We start from the raw sequence: 17,132 nt of genomic DNA on the forward strand, positions 1-17,132 counted from the left end.
ATGACCTCGCGCAAAAATCAAATGCAAAAAGTCAAATGGTGGTGAGCGGCCCGGCAGCGATGACAGGGCCCTGCGGCAGGCCGGTGGGCGAGCCGCCCGGCGCCTCGATCGTGATCGCCAGTGTTGCCCCGGCACTCACGCGCTGCCGGTTCCCTTGACGCAGCGCTACCTGAGTGATCGACCCGGAACGCAAAACGCCCAGCGAATGCGGTATTTTTTCACCCGCCGGGATCACCCACAATTCGGCGCTATGCCGCTTGTCGGCAAGATCCGCAGCGGCGATCCGCAAAGCGCTCTGGCTGGCATCATAGACGGCGACGATCGGTGCCCCCTTGCCGGTTGGCGCAATGGCGGCGACCAGCGTCGGACCAGTCGACACGCGCACGATCTGCGGCGCCGGTGGGGTCGGTGCGGGGCGCAGCACGAGCACGCCCACCAGAACAGCGGCGGCGAGCGACGTGGCGCCCGCGATTCCCTTCCACAATGCCGACCCGTCATTGTCATTGGCGACGACCGGCTTGGCGATCAGCGCGGCTTCGATCCGGGCGGCGCCGTCGGCGGGGGCAGTGGCTTCGGGCCAGGCAGCGAACATGACGCCGAAATGATCACGCCAGCGTTCGACCTCGGCGGCAAAGCCGGGCTCGGCGAGCACCCGGCGCATCGCCGCTGCGCGTTCCTCGCCTTCGAGCAGGCCAAGCGCGAATTCGGCGGCCATCGTCATCGGCGCGTCGTCGTCGGGGGGTAGCGGCGTGTCGGTCATGCCTCGACACACTCCTTCAGCCGCATCAGCCCGCGCCGGACCCAGCTTTTCATCGTGCCGAGCGGTACGCCGAGCCGTTCGGCCAGTTCGGCATAGGTGACGCCGTCGAAAAAGGCGGTGCGGATCGCATCACGCTGCTTGTCCTCGAGCTGGTCGAGGCAGAGGTGCAGCCGCCGGTCCGACTCATCCGCCAGCATCACATCGGATGCGAGCGGGCGATCGTCGGCGACCGGCAGCGCTTCGTCTAGCACCGCCATCGCGCGGTTGCCCTGCGCACGACGCCAGTCGATCGCCCGGTTGCGCGCGATCGTCGCCAGCCAGGTAATCGGGCTCGCTCGCCCCGGGTCATAACCGGCCGCGCGCTTCCACACGATCAGATAAACTTCCTGCAACACATCTTCCGCAGCCTGCCTTTCCCCGCAGATACGTAAGCATATGCCAAAAAGTTTTGCGCTGGTGAGCGTATAAAGCGGGGAGATTGCCGAACGGTCTTCCTGCCCGATGCGCCACAGCAGTTCGGCGAGCTTGGCTCGCGCGGCATTGGCATCGGGCAAAGACTGCGTCACGCCCCGTTGCCTAGCCGCAGCGACCCCGCCCGACAATTGTTTTTGCAAGCGATATTCCCGTGCCCGACCGCGCGGCGAAAGCGGGTGTGGTAATGCGCGTGCGGGTTCGCTAGAAGCGCCGCCTGCCCAGTCCCTGCCCCCGGAGTGCCGCGCCGACCATGCGCATCGCCATCGCGTCCGATCACGCTGCCTTTGCGCTGAAACAGTCGCTTGCCGCCTGGCTGCGCGATCAGGGTCATGTGGTCGATGATCTCGGCACTCACGGCTCGGAAAGCGTCGATTACCCCGACTATGGCCGCAAGCTCGGCGCAGCGATTGCCGACGAGTCGGCCGAGCGCGGCATCGCGCTGTGCGGATCGGGCATCGGCATTTCGATTGCCGCCAATCGCATTCCCGGCTGCCGCTGCGCGCTGGTCAGCGAGCCGCTGTCCGCGACGCTGGCGCGTCAGCACAATGACGCCAATGCCATTGCGCTGGGCGCACGCCTGATCGGCGAGGAAATGGCGCGCGCCTGCATTACTGCATTTCTGAGCACCGATTTCGAAGGCGGTCGCCATGCCGCCCGGGTCGCCAAGCTCGGCCAGACCGAAGGAATTTCTGCATGAGCACCAATCCGCGCGACCTGCACGACGTTCAGCCTGACGGCTTCTTCACGCGGGGGCTGGCCGATGCCGATCCGGCGGTGTTCGCCGGCGTCCGCCATGAGCTGACCCGCGAGCAGACCCAGATCGAACTGATTGCGAGCGAGAATATCGTCTCCAAAGCCGTGCTCGAGGCGCAGGGATCGGTCTTCACCAACAAATATGCCGAGGGATATCCGGGCAAGCGCTATTATCAGGGCTGCCACCCGTCGGACGAAGTCGAGCAGCTCGCGATCGACCGCGCGAAGGCGCTCTTCGACTGTGCGTACGCCAACGTACAGCCTCATTCGGGCGCACAGGCCAATGGCGCCGTCATGCTCGCGCTGACCAAGCCGGGCGACACGATTCTCGGCATGAGCCTCGACGCGGGCGGCCACCTGACCCACGGTGCCAAGGCAGCGATGAGCGGCAAGTGGTTCAACGCGGTCCAATATGGCGTCGATCCGGTCACGCATCTGATCGATTACGACGAGGTTGCGCGGCTGGCGCGCGAACATAAGCCGACGCTGATCATCGCGGGCGGATCGGCCTATCCGCGGCAAATCGACTTCGCGAAATTCCGGGCAATTGCTGACGAGGTCGGCGCCTATTTTCTCGTCGACATGGCGCATTTCGCGGGCATCGTCGCGGCGGGCCTGCATCCGTCGCCGCTGCCGCACGCGCATGTCGTGACGACGACGACGCACAAGACGCTGCGCGGGCCGCGTGGCGGCATGATCCTGTCGAACGACGAAGCGCTCGGCAAGAAGCTCAACTCGGCAGTGTTCCCGGGGCTGCAGGGTGGCCCGCTGATGCATGTCATCGCCGCCAAGGCAGTCGCGTTCGGCGAAGCGCTCCAGCCCGGCTACAAGCAATATATCGCCGCGGTCGTCGAAAATGCGAAAGTGCTGGCGGCAACGCTCAACGAGCGCGGCTGCAATCTTGTCGCAGGCGGCACCGACACGCATCTGGCGCTGGTCGACCTCACGCCGCTCGGTGTGACCGGCAAGGACGCCGACGAGGCGCTCGAACGCGCCGGCATCACCTGCAACAAGAACGGCATCCCCAACGATCCGCTGCCGCCGACCAAGACGAGCGGCATCCGAGTCGGCTCGCCCGCTGGCACGACACGCGGTTTCGGCCCCGCCGAGTTCCGCGAAATCGGCCATATGGTCGCCGATGTGCTCGACGGACTCGCCAAAAACGGCGAACAGGGCGATGCGCAGGTCGAAGAGGCTGTACGTCAGCGTGTTATTGCACTATGTCACCGGTTCCCGATCTACCCGGAGAATTGACATGGAAGACAAGCCCAAGACCACTCTCGAAGACACGATGCGCGCGGTTGGCGACGATGTCGTCGAAGCGCTTGACGCTGCGGTCGATCAGACCAGCAAGCTGATCGGCGGCGAAAACGGCAACAAGCTGATCGGCGGCGCCGCCGTCGGTGCGCTTGCCGCGATCGTGCTGCCGATCTCGATCGTCACCGGCGCGCTGCTCGGCGCGGGCTACGCGGCTTTGCGAAAGTCGAACCGCTAGGCGATGCGCTGTCCTTTCTGTGGTCATGAAGACAGTCAGGTAAAGGACAGCCGCCCGACCGAGGACGGCGCCGCGATCCGGCGGCGTCGCCAGTGCGAGGGATGCGCCGCGCGCTTCACGACGTTCGAGCGCATCCAGTTGCGCGAGCTGGTCGTTGTCAAGAACGAAGGCACCGGCGGCTTGCGGCGCGAGCCGTTCGATCGCGACAAGCTGATGCGATCGGTCGCGATCGCGTGCCGCAAGCGGCCGATCGACGCCGTGCGGATCGAAAAGCTCGTCAGCGGCATCCAGCGCCAGCTCGAAACATTGGGCGACAGCGAAATCGCGTCCAAGCTGATCGGCGAAATGGTGATGGAAGGGCTGAAGGCGCTCGATTCGGTCGCCTATATCCGCTTCGCCAGCGTTTATAAGGATTTCCGCGAAGCCCGCGACTTCGAGGAATTTGCCGGCAACGTCAGCGAAGTCGGCATCAGCGAGGCTGGCAGGGGATGAACGGATCGCCGCCGCCCGCAATCGTGCTGGTGCGTCCGCAGCTTGGGGAGAATATCGGCAAGGCAGCGCGGGCGATGCTCAATTTCGGGTTGACCGAGCTGCGGCTGGTCAGCCCGCGCGACGGCTGGCCCAATCCCGCCGCGGGCCCCGCCGCGTCGGGCGCCGACATTGTCATCGAACGCGCGCAGCTGTTCGATAGCGTCGCCGAAGCAGTCGCCGACTGCCATCACGTCTATGCGACAACGGTGCGCAAGCGTGGGGTGACCAAACCCGTCGTGACGCCTGAACAGGCAGCGGGGATGATCCGCACCCAGCCGGGGCGCAGCGCGATCCTGTTCGGCCCAGAGCGCGCAGGACTCGAAACCGACGATGTCGCGCTTGCCCGCACGATCATCACGGCGCCGATCAATCCCGACTTCGGGTCGCTCAACCTTGCCCAGGCCGTCATCCTCGTTGCCTATGAATGGTCGAAGGGTGAGGTGCTCGCGATGCCGCCCGAAGTCGATCTGCCGCTGCCGGCGCCGCAGGAGGAGCTCGACGGCATGATCGGCCAGCTTGAGGCAATGCTTGACAGCGCCGGCTTCTTCTTCCCGCCCGATCGCGTGCCAACGACGCGGCGGACGTTGCGCACCTTGCTCACCAAGCCGGGCTGGTCGAGCCAGGAAATCCGCACCCTGCGCGGCGTGCTGTCAGCGATTGAGCGCCCGCGCGATCGCGGGCGGGACTGATTTCAGCGCTCAGCCGCGCCGGTCGAAAGCCTCGAACTCATAGGCGATCGACGCTTCGACCAGCGTCTCCCAGAGCGCGGCGACGGCCGTGTCGGGAATGCCGGCTTCCCGCGCCAGCGCGCGGACATTGGCGATCACCTGTGCCTTGCGCGCCTCGTCGCGCACCGCCTCGCGCGTCGGCTTGATGCGGGCGGCGGCGTCCATATAGGCGAAGCGGCGGGCAAGCAGCGCCACCAGCTCGCGGTCGACCTGGTCGACGCCGGCGCGCACTTCGGCCATCGTCGTGCAGGCGGGGCCGGGAAGCGTGCCCGAGGGAGAATCTGTCATGCGCGCTCTGATAGCCGCGCGCGCCCCCTTGTCCAGCCCGCGACCCTGTGTTGCGGGCACGAGACAGCAAGGCTTGACGCGGCGGCGCGGCTCTGCGAAAGGCGCGCGCTCGCAATTGGCCCCGCACCCCGGTGAAGCGGTGGCCCTGCCGTCTCCCACGACCCAGCAGCGCGATGACCGGGAAGCTCCATGTCATGGTGGCGTGGGGCGTTGTCGCAATTGAAGGAAACATCATGTCGAAGCGCCAGAGCGCCAAGTACAAGCTCGATCGCCGGATGGGCGAAAACATCTGGGGTCGCCCGAAGAGCCCGGTCAACAAGCGCGAATATGGCCCCGGCCAGCACGGCCAGCGCCGCAAGGGCAAGACCTCGGACTTTGGCCTCCAGCTCCGCGCGAAGCAGAAGCTGAAGGGCTATTACGGCGACGTCACCGAAAAGCAGTTCCGCGCCTGCTATCACGAAGCCAGCCGCATGAAGGGCGACACCAGCCAGAATCTCATCGGCCTGCTCGAACAGCGGCTCGACATGATCGTCTATCGCGCCAAGTTTGCGCCGACGGTGTTCGCTGCGCGCCAGCTCGTTAGCCACGGCCATGTCCGCGTCAACGGCGTGAAGTGCAACATCGCCTCGCGCCGCATTTTCCCGGGCGACGAAGTAACGCTGGGCAGCAAGGCGCAGGAAATGGCGCTGGTGATGGAAGCGCAGGCACTCGCCGAGCGCGAGATCCCCGATTATGTCGCTCCCGACGGCGCCGCCAAGGTGACCTTCACGCGCGTCCCGACGCTCGATGAAGTGCCCTATCCGGTGAAGATGGAACCCAATCTGGTCGTCGAATTCTATTCGCGCTAAGGATTGCCCATGACCGGGCTGACGCACGACCAACTCGCCGACAAGCTGGGCACGACCTATCAGGTTGCGCTCGGCGACGGCGGCGCCGTGCCGCTCACGCTTCGGGCGCTTGAACCGCTCAACGATTCAGGACGGCCCGGTGGGTCGTTCCGGCTCGAATTCGTCGGACCCAGCGCGCCCTATCTGCCGCAGGCGATTTATTCGTTTGTGGCGGAGGGGGCCGAGCCGGTCGACATCTTCATTGTGCCGGTCGCGTCCGAAGCCGATGGCCTGATTTATGAGGCCGTGTTCTACTGATCGACGGGCGCTGGTGCCGGGTGGCGAATCAATAAATCGTAAATGTCGTTGGCGGTCTTTTCGAACACGAAGCCCAACCGCAGATACAGCCGTCGCGCCGGATTTTGCTGCTCGACATGGATCGACGCGGCTAGCCCGCGCGCCTGCGCATAAGCGATCACATCGGCGAGCAGTGCTGCGCCGATGCCGCCGCCCCGCGCTTCGGGGAGCAGCGCAATATCGACAATGCGCAGGTCGGTGGCGCCTTCATACAGGTAAAGCCGGCCGATGTCGTCGCCTGCCCGCTGGATCGCATAGCGTTGGATGCCGGGATAATGCGCGGTGTAATGCGCGTGCTGGGCGGCATGCTGCTGCGCCAGAAAGGCATCGATCATCGGCTGCGGCCAACCCGTAGGGGCCAGCTCTTCCTGCCGTGTCGAGGCATAGACGGCTGCGGCAAAGGGCAAGTCGGCATCGCCCATGACACGCAGCGAAACGCCGATCGCTGTCGCGGCGGGAATCGGCAGGCGCAAGTCGGCTGCGGACGCGATGACGCTCAGCCCCGCGGCGGAAAGACGTCCTGCAGCGCAATGTTAAAATAAAAGGTCAGGTACGGCATCATATTATTGTGCGGCAGGCTGCCGCCGGTGGGCGCAACCGTCTGGAACGCCATCGGTGTCGGGCTGGCTGAGGGCGCATAGCCGCGCCCCTTGGAACTCAGCGACAGAAAGACGCTTGGTGAGGGCGCCTGCACATCGGCGGGGTCCTGGCTATTGGCGCGCATGCTGTGATTATGCGCCGGCATTTCGCTTTCCAGCAGCGTTACATTCTCGACACCACCAGTTTCGCCCAGGTCGTGCAATGACAGCCCCGGCCCCTGCCCGGGATGCATCGGCGCCGAACCCTGCAGATTGGGAAGCGCAAAGTTTGATTTGCCGTTGCCACCATAGGTCGTTCCCAGCAGCGAGAAGAGCGCCGTGTTCTGCGAGATCGGCAATAGCTGGCCATCGCACCAAGCCCAGCCGCGTGGGGCGAAATTGAACGGGAAGATGCGGATTTCCGCGACAAATGGGTCAGCCATCGGACAGTCCTTCAATTGGGGCTGGGGAAAATCCCGAACAGCGAGATGATGAAGTTGACGCACAGATAGGGCTGGAAATTGGTATGCGGCTGGTTGCTGCCTGCCTGCCCGATGGCCGCCGCGTTGAGGCTTACGTCGGGCGAAATCCCGCCGAACATGTCGACCGACGGGCTGGCCGCGATCAGACTGTTGGTCGCGTTATTCGACGTGCCGGACGCGGTCGTGGCGACGAAGCTGTGCGTATGGTTCGGGATTTGGTTGACCGTCAGCGTCACCTGCTCAAGGCCACCAGTTTCCGCCAGCACATAGCCACCGCCGCCTCCCGTCCCCTGATGGATCGGCACCCGACCGCGCAGGTCGGGCATGGCAAAGTCATTCTGTCCATCGCCGCCGTAGGTCGTGCCGATCAATTGGAACAGCGTTTCATATTCGAAGATTGGCTGCAGCGATCCGTCGCAGAAGAGCCAGCCAGAGGGAGCGAAATTGCCCGCAAACATGCGGATTTCGCCGACATAGGGTTGTGCCATTGGTCTGCTCCCTCAGTTCTGCGACGGAAAGATACCCTGCAACGCGATGCAGAAGCTGATCGTCAGAAACGGCTGCCGGTTTTCGTGTGCCTGGCTGCCACCAATCGACGTGATGGACCCCGGCGCGAGCGTCGTCAGCGCGGCGACCGGGGCGTAGCCGTTCAGGTAGCTCGCCAGCAGGTTATTGGTCGGCGTCGCGGTCGTCCCGGCCGCACTCGTTGCGGTCGCGCCATGGATGTGCTGCGGCAACTGTTGCTGAGTCAGTGTCACCGTGGCTGCGCCGGCCGCTTCGCCCAGCGTGTGCCCGCTGCCGACGTGGATCGGCGTGCGTCCCTGAAGATTGGGCAGCGCGAAGTTTATCTGTCCATTGCCGCCATAGGTTGTGCCGAGCAGCGAAAACAACGCCTGGTTCTGGTTGATCGGCAGGAGCTGGCCGTTGCACAGCGCCCAGCCTCTGGGCGCGAACCCAAACGACATCATCCGGATTTCGGCTAGAAACGGTTCTGCCATCTGGCTCCCCCCTTTTTTTTGTCTCGAACAAGCTGACTGATTTTTGGTGCGGTGTCCACTGATGATCGCCCTGACCGACGGCTGGGCGCGGACAAACTTTATGCTTCGATCACAAAGCCTTCGCTTTCCCGCGAGGCGACAATGACTGCGCTCATTTGATGGCCAACGCACGCCCTAGGAACGAATCGGCACGGTCGAGCAACTCGGCGCGCACGCCGCCGTCGTCGAGATAGTGATCGAGCCCTTTATACTCCACATAATCGACGCTGCGTCCGGCGCTCTTCAGCCGTGCCGCCATAATGCGCGACTCACGCACGCCGACATTCTGGTCCTGGTCACCGTGGAACAGCAGTACCGGGGCCGTGATCGCCGCCGCGTGGCGTGCCGACGATCCTTCCTCGATATGCGGCCCCTTGCCGATGAACTTGTCCATGATGGCGTGGTTGAGATAGCGTTCGCTTTCGCTGCGCAGGATCTCGAGATCGGTGACCGGGGCGACGGCGACGATCGCCTTGAACAAATCCGGGTCGAGCACGGCGCGTTGCAGCGCCGCATAGCCGCCATAGGACCAGCCGACGATCGCCAGCTTGCCGGGCGCTGCGATTCCCGATTTTTCGAGCCAGCGGCCGCCGTCGTTGACATCGCTGATCGCCGTGCGCCAGCTCTTGAAGCCGTTCTTCTGGTACCAGCCGTCGCCATAGCCCGACGATCCGCGATAATTAGGCTGGAGCACGGCATAGCCGCGCGCGGCGAAGAATTGCGGCAGCCAGTCGAACGCCCATTCGTCGCGCGCTGCCGGGCCGCCGTGGGGCAGCACGATCGCGGGCAGATTTTTGCCATCGCTGCCCGGTGGCAGCGTCAGATAGCCCGGAATCATCGTGCCATCGGCTGCCGGATAGCTGACCGGCTTGACTGACGCACGCTGGCGCGTCGCGAGTTCGGCGCGCACCGGCAGCACTTCGGTAAGGTGCTTGTCGGCTCGTGTGTAGAGATAGAAGCTGCCCGGGTCCGAATCGCTTCCCGCCCATAGCAGCAGCGATTGCTCGTCGGCGCTGGCGTCGATGATTGAGACCAGCGGCTTGTCGGGCACTGCCTTGGCCATGCCGCGGGAGAATCGCTGCAAGGCCGGATCGAACATTTCGTTCTGGCGGCGCTCGGTCGCAAAGCTCGCGCCGACCACGCGATTTTGCCGTCCGATCTGGACCAGATCATCGACATCGGTGTCGGGCCGCGCGAACACCAGTTCGCGCTTCATGCTGCCGTCGAGCGCCATCTTGAACAGCGCGGTGTGGCCATTTTCCGCGTCATAGCCATAGGCCACGTCGAGATCACGATCGACCGCGATCGGCCGAAAGCCAATGCCTAGACCATCCGGGGTGAAGGTCTCGGACACCAGCGGCAGCCAGTCCCTGCTGCCCTTCTTGCGATACATGTAATTGGTCTTGTTGCCGAAATAGCCGTCACTATTGCGGGGCCGGATCGCCATGATCCGGACTTGGCCATGGCCGTCGGAGATATAGCCGACGACGGTGTCGCGCGGTGCTTCGATCGTGCGGCGCGCGAGAGTCCGCGTATCGACCAGCTCGACTCCCAGCCCCGATCGCTGCTCGGCAATCGTCGAGCCGGTGGTGACTTCGGGAATCCATTGGCGCGTCATCAGAACTTTGCCGTCATCGCCGTCGACCTGCCAGTCGATCACTTCACCGCCGCGATAATTGACCTGCAGCGCATTCTCGCCAGTGCGCGCGGTCAGCACTTTCAATTGGCTGCCGTCGCTGCCGATCGACACCAGCCGCGTAAAGCTGGTCATGCTTTCGCCATCGTAGGCGATGAAGTAAATGCCGCAGATCAGCCGCGTATTCGTCGACCAGCGGCAAAATTGCAGCCGGTCGGGCGACCCGGTCGATCGCATCACCAGTTTTGTCTGGGGCGGCCCTTCGAGATTGACGACATAGACATAGTTGCCGCGCGCCCCGACCGGCGCGATCACCGCCAGATTCCTGCCATCGGGCGAAAGGCTGACCTGCTCGACCGACGGGCGCGCGCCAAAGGCGATCGCCTCGGGGCTGGGCGCGCCGAAGGCCGCTGTCGGCAATAGAGCAAGTGCAACGACGAGCGACCTGACCATGAGTCTTTCCCCCCCGCCGGAATGGTGTCAGTCTGGCCGGAGTCGGGCGCCTCCTCAAGCGCTTGCTCGACATTTTGGTGCGCGTGTCGCTCGCTTGCGCGCTGCGACCTGCCCTGCCAAAAGTGCGTGTCATGCACCATTCGATCCGGAGAGCCGCGATGCGCGTGCCATTCTTATGCCTGTTGCCGATCGCCCTGCTGTCGGCAGCGGCACCTGCCCCGCGCATTTCGGTTGCGACGCTGAAGGCGGTCGACAAGGAATTGTCCTCCGATGCCTATGAGGGCCGCGCGCCGACGACGCCCGCCGAGGACAAGACGGTCGCGTATATCATCGCGCAGATGAAGGCGGCGGGGCTGAAGCCCGGCAACAAGGGCAGCTGGACGCAGGACGTGCCGATGGTCGAATCGACCTTCGCCAACATCAGCCCGCTGGTCTTTTCGGGCGGCAGCGCGCCGGTGAGCCTTGCGCCCAACACCGACATGGTGGTGCGCAGCTACCGCGTGCAATCGCAGATCGCGGTCAAGGACAGCGACGTCGTGTTCGTCGGCTATGGCATCAATGCCCCCGAGCGCGGCTGGAACGACTATGCCGGCGTCGATGTGCGCGGCAAGACAGTGATCATCCTCGTCAACGATCCCGACTGGCAGACGCCGGGTCGCGAGGGCCTCTTCGAAGGCCGGGCGATGACCTATTACGGTCGCTGGACGTACAAGTATGAGGAAGCCGCGCGGCAGGGCGCGGCGGCGGCGATCATCGTCCACGATACCGAACCGGCCGCCTACGGCTGGGGGGTGGTCGAATCGAGCAACACGCGGCCGTCGCTTGAACTCGACGTGCCGGGCGATCATCTCGACCAGAGCGCGGCGATCGGCTGGATGCAGAAGGGCGCCGCCGAGCGCGTGTTCGCCAGCGCCGGCAAGGACTTTGCGGGCTTGAGCGAAGCCGCCAAGGTCAAGGGCTTCAAGGCGGTGCCGCTCGGGCTGAAGGCGTCGGTGTCGATGACCGCGACGATCAAGCGGCAGAAATCAAAGAATGTCATCGGCGTGCTGCCGGGCAAGACTACGCCGGGCGACTATGTATTCTATACCGCGCATTGGGATCATCTCGGCCGCTGCACGCCGGTGAAGGGCGATGGCATTTGCAACGGCGCGGTCGACAATGCGAGCGGCATTGCCGGGTTGATCGCACTCGCGCAGGCGCATGTGAAGGCCGGGCCGGCGGCGCGCTCGATCGCGTTTCTGGCGGTGACGGCCGAGGAATCGGGGCTGCTCGGCTCGCAATATTATGCCGAGCATCCGGTCTATCCGCTCGCCCGCACGGTCGGCGGGGTGAACATGGATTCGCTCAACGTCGGCGGCGCGGTGCGGGACTTTGTGGTCACGGGCGCGGGCAAATCCGAACTCGAGGATCTGGTAAAGCCCTTTGTTGCTGCGCAGGGCCGCGTCATCAAGCCCGAGGCGCATCCTGAGCGCGGCAGCTATTTCCGGTCGGACCATTTCAGCTTCGCCAAGCTCGGCGTGCCAATGCTCGATGCCAAGTCGGGGCTGGACCGCGTCAAGGGCGGGGTCGCGGCTGGTCAGGCGGCCAGCGATGATTACATCGCCAACCGCTATCACAAGCCGCAGGACGAATATGATCCGGCGTGGGACTGGTCGGGCGCCGTGCAGGACCTCGACGTTTATTTTGGCCTCGGTCGTCAACTCGCGCAGGGCAAAAGCTGGCCGAACTGGTATAAGAGCAGCGAATTCCGCCGCGTGCGCGACCAGCAGCGCGCCGGCCGCTGAACGAAAGGCCTCGCCATGGCGACTCCGGTCCCGCCCGCTGAATGGGAACGTCACAAGGCCGTCTGGATCGGCTTCCCCAGCCATACCGACCTTTGGCTCGACGATATCGAGCCTGCGCGCGAGGAAGTCGCCGCCTTTGCAGCAGCCGTCCATGCCGATGGCGCGGGCGAGAAAGTGCTGCTGGTCGCAGCCGACGTCGATGCCGTCGACGCCGCGCGCAAGCTCGCGCCCTTCGCCGAAGTGATCCTCGAGCCGTTCGGCGACATCTGGCTGCGCGACACCGGGCCGATCATGGTATCGAAAGCCGAAGCGCGGCTGTTCGGCTTCAACGGCTGGGGCGGCAAATATGACCTGCCCGGCGACGAGGACATCGGCGAACGGCTGGCCAAGGCGCGGCGGATCGAAACCGAACGCTGCGACTGGATCCTCGAAGGCGGCGCGATCGACGGCGACGGCACCGGCCTTGTCGTCACCACCGAGCAATGCCTGCTCAATTACAACCGCAACCCCGGCCTTGGCCGCGACGATATTGTCCAGCGGCTGAAGGACGATCTCGGCTTTTCGCGCGTGATCTGGCTGGGGAATGGCCTCCTCAACGACCATACCGACGGCCATGTCGACAATCTTGCGCGCTTCGTGGCGCCGGGTCGGCTGGCGATCCCCGAAGCGGCCGAGAATGACCCCAATTGGCGCGTCTATCAGCTCGCGGCCGAACGTGTCCGCTTCTCGGGTGCGGACGTCGAACTCGTCCGCGTGCCCTCGCCGGGTCGGATCCTACGCGACGAGGAAATCGTGCCGGCGAGCTACATGAACTTTTACATCGGCAATGCCGCCGTGGTGGTGCCGATCTATGGCGCGCCCGACGATGAGGCGGCAGTCGCGGCGTTGCAGGCGATTTTCCCGACCCGCAAGGTTGTGGGCCTGCGTGCCGATCATATCCTGACCGGCGGCGGCAGTTTCCACTGCATCAGCCAGCAAATACCCGGCTGATGCCTGCGACGATCCGGCGGCTCGGCACGGCGGATGTCGATCTCGCGCGCGCGATGAACGCGCTGTTTGCCGCGGCGTTCGAGGACCCGGCGCATTATGCTGATGCACCGCCCGACGACGCCTGGTTGCGCGACGCGCTTGGCAGAGAGTCCGTCGTCGCGCTGGTGGCGGAGTTGGGCGACCGCATTGTCGGCGCTGCAGTCGCCTATGAACTCGACAAGCTCGAACAGCGTCGCCGCGAACTCTATCTCTACGATCTGGCGGTTGCCGCCGACTGCCGCCGTCGCGGGGTCGCCACGGCGCTGATTGAGGCGCTGCGCCGCCACGCCGCTGCTCGCAATTGCTGGACGCTGTTTGTGCAGGCCGATTACGGTGACGACCCGGCGGTCGCGCTCTACACCAAGCTGGGCAGCCGCGAAGACGTGATGCATTTCGATATTGCGCCTGCCGATGCTGGCGAAATTGGCCCGATCGACTAAATAGCGGGCATGACCGAAATCACCGTCGCCGCGCTCCAGCTGAGCTTCACCAATGATGTCAGCGCCAACGTCGCCAAGGTGAGCGATGGCGTGCGCGAAGCAGCCGGTCGCGGTGCACGGGTCATCCTGCCGCCCGAGTTGTTCGAGGGCGAATATTTCTGCCGCGTCGAGGACGAGGGGCTGTTCGCGACCGCCAGGCCGGTCGGCGAGCATCCGGCGGTGCTGGCGATGCAGGCGCTTGCGGCAGAATTGCGCGTCACCATCCCGACGAGCTTTTTCGAAGCCGACGGCCCGCATCACTACAACAGCCTCGCGATGATCGGCCCCGACGGCGCCGTGCAGGGCGTTTATCGCAAGAGCCACATCCCCGACGGCCCGGGCTATGAGGAAAAATTCTATTTCCGGCCCGGCAACACCGGCTTCAAGGTGTGGCCCAGCCCTACCGATGGCGCTGCGGGCACGACGCTCGGCGTCGGCGTGTGCTGGGATCAATGGTATCCCGAAACCGCGCGCGCGATGATGCTGATGGGCGCCGAAGTGCTGTTCTACCCGACCGCGATCGGCAGCGAGCCGCATGACGAAAGCCTTGATACCGCGCGGCTGTGGCGCCGGGCGATGGTGGGGCATGCGGTGTCGAATGTCGTGCCGGTGGTCGCGGCCAACCGCATCGGCAACGAACATGGCCAGATTTTCTACGGCACCAGCTTCATCACCGATGAGCGCGGCGACATCCTTGCCGAACTCGGCCGCGACGAGGAAGGCGTCATCACCGCGACGCTCGACCTCGACCGCGTCAAGCGCCACCGCGCCGCCTTCGGCTTCTTCCGCGATCGCCGCCCGGAACTCTACGGGCGGCTGGTGCAAGATATCTGATCCAGATCAGCCGCGCCGGCGCGACCGGAACTTAATGCGCCGCCATGCGGTGTGTCCTTCATGCGGCGGGGCGCCCACGGAGGACCGGACATGGCCGAGAAGACGCTCGACGACCTTTTCCACGATACGCTGCGCGACATCTATTATGCCGAAAAGCATATCCTGAAGGGTCTGAAGAAGATGATGAAAGGCGCCGATTCAGAAGAATTGCGCGCTGGATTCGAGAAGCATTACATCGAAACCGAAGGCCAGATCGACCGGCTGGAGCAGGTGTTTGAGCTGATCGGCAAGCCCGCGCGGGGCAAGACCTGCGACGCGATCAATGGCATTCTCGCCGAGGGTGAAGACATTCTCGGCGACTACAAGGGCACGGCGGCGCTCGATGCCGGGCTGATCTCGTCAGCACAGGCCGTCGAGCATTACGAGATTGCGCGCTACGGCACGCTGAAGCGCTGGGCTCTCGAACTCGGGATGAAGGACGCAGCGGCGCTGCTCGATGCGACGCTGCAGGAAGAATATGCGACCGACGACGCGCTGACGGCGCTCGCTGACGCAAAGGCCAATGCCAAGGCGATGCAGCCCGCCGGATAAGGCCAGGGCCGGCGGGCGCCGATGTGCCCGCCGGTTCCCCTTTCAGCGCGCGGTGGTGCGGTTGACGAGGATCGGCTTCGAACAGCCACCCTCGCGGTAATCGACCGCGCGGATCAGCTGCGCATCGGGCAGCTGGTCGAGCCGCTGCGGACCAGCACCGCGCTGCGTCTTCACTTGCCCTGCACTCGCATTGCGACAATCGGGTTGGCCGAGGGCGGACTTGGGCTTCCCGCGCGCATCCGCGGCGACAGCGGCGAGCAGTATCGTGGCGGCAAGGATAAGACGCATTGCGAACTCCCTGAACATGGGAGCAAATTCATAACGCCGCCGCCATTTTCTGTCACGGCCTGAACGCGACGGCGCGTTCGAACACTGCGCCGAACATCGCTGCCGTCAGTCGCCCGGTGTTCTGGTTATAGCGGCTGCAGTGATAGCTATCGATAAGGGTCTGCCCGCTCGGCAGCGCATGTTCGGCCAGATGCGCGAACCGCGCCTTGGGCAGCCTGCCGCCCAGTGCCTTGACCGCTGACTGATGCGCGATCTGCCCCAGCGCGACCACGACCCGCAGCTTCGGCAGCGCTGCCAGCTGGCTTTCGAGAAACGGGCGGCAATTGCGGCTTTCCTCGGGCGTCGGCTTGTTCTCGGGCGGCAGGCATTTGACGGCGTTCAGGATGATCGCGCCGCGCAGTTGCAGGCCGTCATCGGCGCGCGCGTCGTAGGTCCCAAGCGCGAAGCCATATTTCGCCAGCGTCGCGAACAGCAGATCGCCCGCGAAATCACCGGTGAACGGTCGCCCGGTGCGATTGGCGCCATGCTTGCCGGGTGCAAGGCCAATAATCGCGAGCCAGGCGTCGGGGTCGCCAAAGGCCGGGACCGGTGCATTCCACCAATCGGGAAATTCGGTCCGGCATGCTGCCCGATAATCGACGAGGCGCGGGCAGCGCGGGCAGTCGCGCGGCGGCTCGGTGGCAGGAAGCGGGCTTGGCGCGGGCATGGGGCCGGGATAGGCGGGGTCCATGCCGCTCACAAGCCACGCTGCCGGTCGCTACGTCATCGCGCTCGGCTCGAACCGCCGCAGCCGCCACGGCAGCCCCAAGACAACGCTTGCGGCGGCGCTGGACGCGGTCGGCGGCGTCCTGGCGGCCTCGCGCGTGATCACAACGGCCCCGGTCGGACCCTCGTCGCGGCGCTTCGCCAATCAGGCGGCGATCATTGCCAGCGACGCACCGCCGCCGGTGCTGCTCGCGCGACTGAAGGCGATCGAGGCCAGTTTCGGCAGGCGGCGTGGCCAGCGTTGGGGCGCGCGGGTGCTCGATCTCGACATCATCCTGTGGTCGGGCGGGGCATGGGCGTCGCCGGGGCTGGTCATTCCGCATGCCGCCTACCGGACGCGTCGTTTCGTGCTTGTTCCGTTGGCGCAGATCGCACCCGGCTGGCGCGACCCGCTGACCGGGCGCACGATACGGCACTTGTCCGCCATTGACCGCAAGCGACGTCCAGCCTAACGCGCAGCCCTTCGCGGCCATCCGTGCACGGTGCGGGCCCGTAGCTCAGTCGGTAGAGCAACGGACTTTTAATCTGTAGGTCTCGGGTTCGAATCCCGACGGGCCCACCAAGCCGAAGCGCGAGCCGTCTCGATCAGGCGCGTGCGAGCAAGGCCTTCGCTGCTTTGAGATGTGGTGCATCGACCATCCGGCCATCGAGGTTGAGCGCCCCCGCGCCGGGATTGGCGGCGAACAGATCGACGATCGCCTGCGCCTTGGCGATTTCCTCGGCGCTCGGGGTGAAAGCAGCGTTGATCACGCTCACCTGCGTCGGGTGGATCGCCATCATGCCGGTAAAGCCGTCGCGGCGCCCGCGCGCGGCATAGGCGGCGAGCCCGTCGATATCGCGAAAATCGGGATAGACCGTCTCGATCGCTGGCACGCCCGCCGCATGCGCGCCGAACAATGTCAGCGACCGCGCGAGCTGATAGGGTGCGGTATAGCTGCCGTCGAGCTCGCGCGACGTACTCGC

Annotated in this window: 24 protein-coding genes and 1 tRNA gene; 14 read left to right on the forward strand and 11 right to left on the reverse strand. The window is 65.0% G+C overall.

Features of this window, described 5'->3' with window-relative positions; genetic code table 11:
• Window positions 1-31 precede the first annotated feature (31 nt).
• Window positions 32-760, reverse strand: a complete 729-nt coding sequence (locus AX672_RS16855; RefSeq protein ID WP_066653498.1) for an anti-sigma factor — start codon at window positions 758-760, stop codon at window positions 32-34.
• Entirely contained in the window at window positions 757-1,326 is a 570-nt protein-coding gene (locus AX672_RS16860; protein ID WP_066653500.1) for a sigma-70 family RNA polymerase sigma factor, read from the reverse strand. Before AX672_RS16860 ends, AX672_RS16855 begins: the two co-directional genes overlap by 4 nt.
• A 158-nt stretch (window positions 1,327-1,484) precedes the next feature.
• Between AX672_RS16860 and rpiB the strand changes: the two genes are divergently transcribed.
• The 5 genes from rpiB to AX672_RS16885 are packed head-to-tail and all read left to right on the forward strand — an operon-like array spanning window position 1,485 to window position 4,702.
• Window positions 1,485-1,931 carry a ribose 5-phosphate isomerase B gene (gene rpiB / locus AX672_RS16865; protein ID WP_066653503.1) on the forward strand — a complete coding sequence of 149 codons (447 nt, stop codon included), beginning with the start codon at window positions 1,485-1,487 and terminating at the stop codon, window positions 1,929-1,931.
• Window positions 1,928-3,241, forward strand: a complete 1,314-nt coding sequence (glyA, locus tag AX672_RS16870; protein ID WP_066653506.1) for a serine hydroxymethyltransferase — start codon at window positions 1,928-1,930, stop codon at window positions 3,239-3,241. Before rpiB ends, glyA begins: the two co-directional genes overlap by 4 nt.
• 1 nt (window position 3,242) lies before the next feature.
• Window positions 3,243-3,482 (forward strand): hypothetical protein, encoded by a 240-nt coding sequence (locus AX672_RS16875; RefSeq protein WP_066653509.1) that lies wholly within the window; start codon window positions 3,243-3,245, stop codon window positions 3,480-3,482.
• A gap of 3 nt (window positions 3,483-3,485) precedes the next feature.
• Window positions 3,486-3,974: a transcriptional regulator NrdR gene (gene nrdR / locus AX672_RS16880; protein ID WP_066653516.1), complete on the forward strand. Its 489-nt coding sequence runs from the start codon at window positions 3,486-3,488 to the stop codon at window positions 3,972-3,974.
• A complete protein-coding gene (locus AX672_RS16885) occupies window positions 3,971-4,702 on the forward strand; it encodes an RNA methyltransferase (protein WP_066653519.1) in 732 nt (243 codons plus the stop codon). Before nrdR ends, AX672_RS16885 begins: the two co-directional genes overlap by 4 nt.
• A 9-nt stretch (window positions 4,703-4,711) precedes the next feature.
• On the opposite strand, the gene AX672_RS16890 is transcribed toward AX672_RS16885, so the two are convergent.
• Complete coding sequence (locus AX672_RS16890; RefSeq protein ID WP_066653522.1) at window positions 4,712-5,029, reverse strand: chorismate mutase; 318 nt, start codon at window positions 5,027-5,029, stop codon at window positions 4,712-4,714.
• 233 nt (window positions 5,030-5,262) lie between these two features.
• Between AX672_RS16890 and rpsD the strand changes: the two genes are divergently transcribed.
• Window positions 5,263-5,877 carry a 30S ribosomal protein S4 gene (gene rpsD, locus AX672_RS16895; protein WP_066653559.1) on the forward strand — a complete coding sequence of 205 codons (615 nt, stop codon included), beginning with the start codon at window positions 5,263-5,265 and terminating at the stop codon, window positions 5,875-5,877.
• A gap of 9 nt (window positions 5,878-5,886) precedes the next feature.
• A complete protein-coding gene (locus tag AX672_RS16900) occupies window positions 5,887-6,174 on the forward strand; it encodes a DUF6916 family protein (RefSeq protein ID WP_066653525.1) in 288 nt (95 codons plus the stop codon).
• Here AX672_RS16900 and AX672_RS16905 read toward each other — a convergent pair.
• The 5 genes from AX672_RS16905 to AX672_RS16925 all read right to left on the reverse strand — a co-directional run bounded on the left by AX672_RS16905 (window position 6,168) and on the right by AX672_RS16925 (window position 10,399).
• On the reverse strand, window positions 6,168-6,686 hold the full coding sequence (locus AX672_RS16905; RefSeq protein WP_202189363.1) for a GNAT family N-acetyltransferase: 519 nt from the start codon (window positions 6,684-6,686) through the stop codon (window positions 6,168-6,170). The two genes, AX672_RS16900 and AX672_RS16905, sit on opposite strands and share 7 nt — an antisense overlap.
• A 23-nt stretch (window positions 6,687-6,709) precedes the next feature.
• Window positions 6,710-7,234, reverse strand: a complete 525-nt coding sequence (locus tag AX672_RS16910; protein WP_066653527.1) for a phage tail protein — start codon at window positions 7,232-7,234, stop codon at window positions 6,710-6,712.
• An 11-nt stretch (window positions 7,235-7,245) separates the two neighbouring features.
• Window positions 7,246-7,761: a phage tail protein gene (locus AX672_RS16915; protein ID WP_066653530.1), complete on the reverse strand. Its 516-nt coding sequence runs from the start codon at window positions 7,759-7,761 to the stop codon at window positions 7,246-7,248.
• A gap of 12 nt (window positions 7,762-7,773) precedes the next feature.
• Window positions 7,774-8,271: a phage tail protein gene (locus AX672_RS16920; protein WP_066653533.1), complete on the reverse strand. Its 498-nt coding sequence runs from the start codon at window positions 8,269-8,271 to the stop codon at window positions 7,774-7,776.
• Window positions 8,272-8,422: 151 nt separating this feature from the next.
• Window positions 8,423-10,399 (reverse strand): alpha/beta hydrolase family protein, encoded by a 1,977-nt coding sequence (locus tag AX672_RS16925; RefSeq protein WP_066653537.1) that lies wholly within the window; start codon window positions 10,397-10,399, stop codon window positions 8,423-8,425.
• Window positions 10,400-10,557: 158 nt separating this feature from the next.
• Between AX672_RS16925 and AX672_RS16930 the strand changes: the two genes are divergently transcribed.
• From AX672_RS16930 to AX672_RS16950, 5 genes are all read left to right on the forward strand, one after another.
• Complete coding sequence (locus AX672_RS16930; RefSeq protein WP_066653565.1) at window positions 10,558-12,183, forward strand: M28 family peptidase; 1,626 nt, start codon at window positions 10,558-10,560, stop codon at window positions 12,181-12,183.
• Between the two features lie 15 nt (window positions 12,184-12,198).
• Complete coding sequence (locus AX672_RS16935; protein WP_066653540.1) at window positions 12,199-13,173, forward strand: agmatine deiminase family protein; 975 nt, start codon at window positions 12,199-12,201, stop codon at window positions 13,171-13,173.
• Entirely contained in the window at window positions 13,173-13,652 is a 480-nt protein-coding gene (locus tag AX672_RS16940; RefSeq protein WP_066653542.1) for an AAC(3)-I family aminoglycoside N-acetyltransferase, read from the forward strand. The genes AX672_RS16935 and AX672_RS16940 overlap by 1 nt, the downstream gene beginning before the upstream one ends.
• Before the next feature lie 9 nt (window positions 13,653-13,661).
• Entirely contained in the window at window positions 13,662-14,525 is an 864-nt protein-coding gene (aguB, locus tag AX672_RS16945; protein WP_066653544.1) for an N-carbamoylputrescine amidase, read from the forward strand.
• Between the two features lie 90 nt (window positions 14,526-14,615).
• Window positions 14,616-15,116 carry a YciE/YciF ferroxidase family protein gene (locus tag AX672_RS16950; RefSeq protein ID WP_066653546.1) on the forward strand — a complete coding sequence of 167 codons (501 nt, stop codon included), beginning with the start codon at window positions 14,616-14,618 and terminating at the stop codon, window positions 15,114-15,116.
• A 42-nt stretch (window positions 15,117-15,158) separates the two neighbouring features.
• On the opposite strand, the gene AX672_RS16955 is transcribed toward AX672_RS16950, so the two are convergent.
• Together AX672_RS16955 and AX672_RS16960 are read right to left on the reverse strand one after the other, a co-directional pair.
• Window positions 15,159-15,404: a hypothetical protein gene (locus AX672_RS16955; protein ID WP_066653548.1), complete on the reverse strand. Its 246-nt coding sequence runs from the start codon at window positions 15,402-15,404 to the stop codon at window positions 15,159-15,161.
• A gap of 52 nt (window positions 15,405-15,456) precedes the next feature.
• Entirely contained in the window at window positions 15,457-16,110 is a 654-nt protein-coding gene (locus AX672_RS16960; RefSeq protein ID WP_066653567.1) for a uracil-DNA glycosylase, read from the reverse strand.
• A gap of 22 nt (window positions 16,111-16,132) precedes the next feature.
• Between AX672_RS16960 and folK the strand changes: the two genes are divergently transcribed.
• Together folK and AX672_RS16970 are read left to right on the forward strand one after the other, a co-directional pair.
• Entirely contained in the window at window positions 16,133-16,621 is a 489-nt protein-coding gene (folK, locus tag AX672_RS16965; RefSeq protein ID WP_066653550.1) for a 2-amino-4-hydroxy-6-hydroxymethyldihydropteridine diphosphokinase, read from the forward strand.
• A gap of 34 nt (window positions 16,622-16,655) precedes the next feature.
• Window positions 16,656-16,731, forward strand: a tRNA-Lys gene (locus tag AX672_RS16970).
• Between the two features lie 23 nt (window positions 16,732-16,754).
• Here AX672_RS16970 and AX672_RS16975 read toward each other — a convergent pair.
• Window positions 16,755-17,132: HpcH/HpaI aldolase/citrate lyase family protein (locus tag AX672_RS16975; RefSeq protein ID WP_202189364.1), on the reverse strand; the 378-nt coding region annotated here is incomplete at its 5' end.

Source organism: Sphingomonas sp. CCH10-B3, assembly GCF_001556185.1.
GTDB classification, from domain to species: Bacteria; Pseudomonadota; Alphaproteobacteria; order Sphingomonadales; family Sphingomonadaceae; genus Sphingomonas; species Sphingomonas aquatica.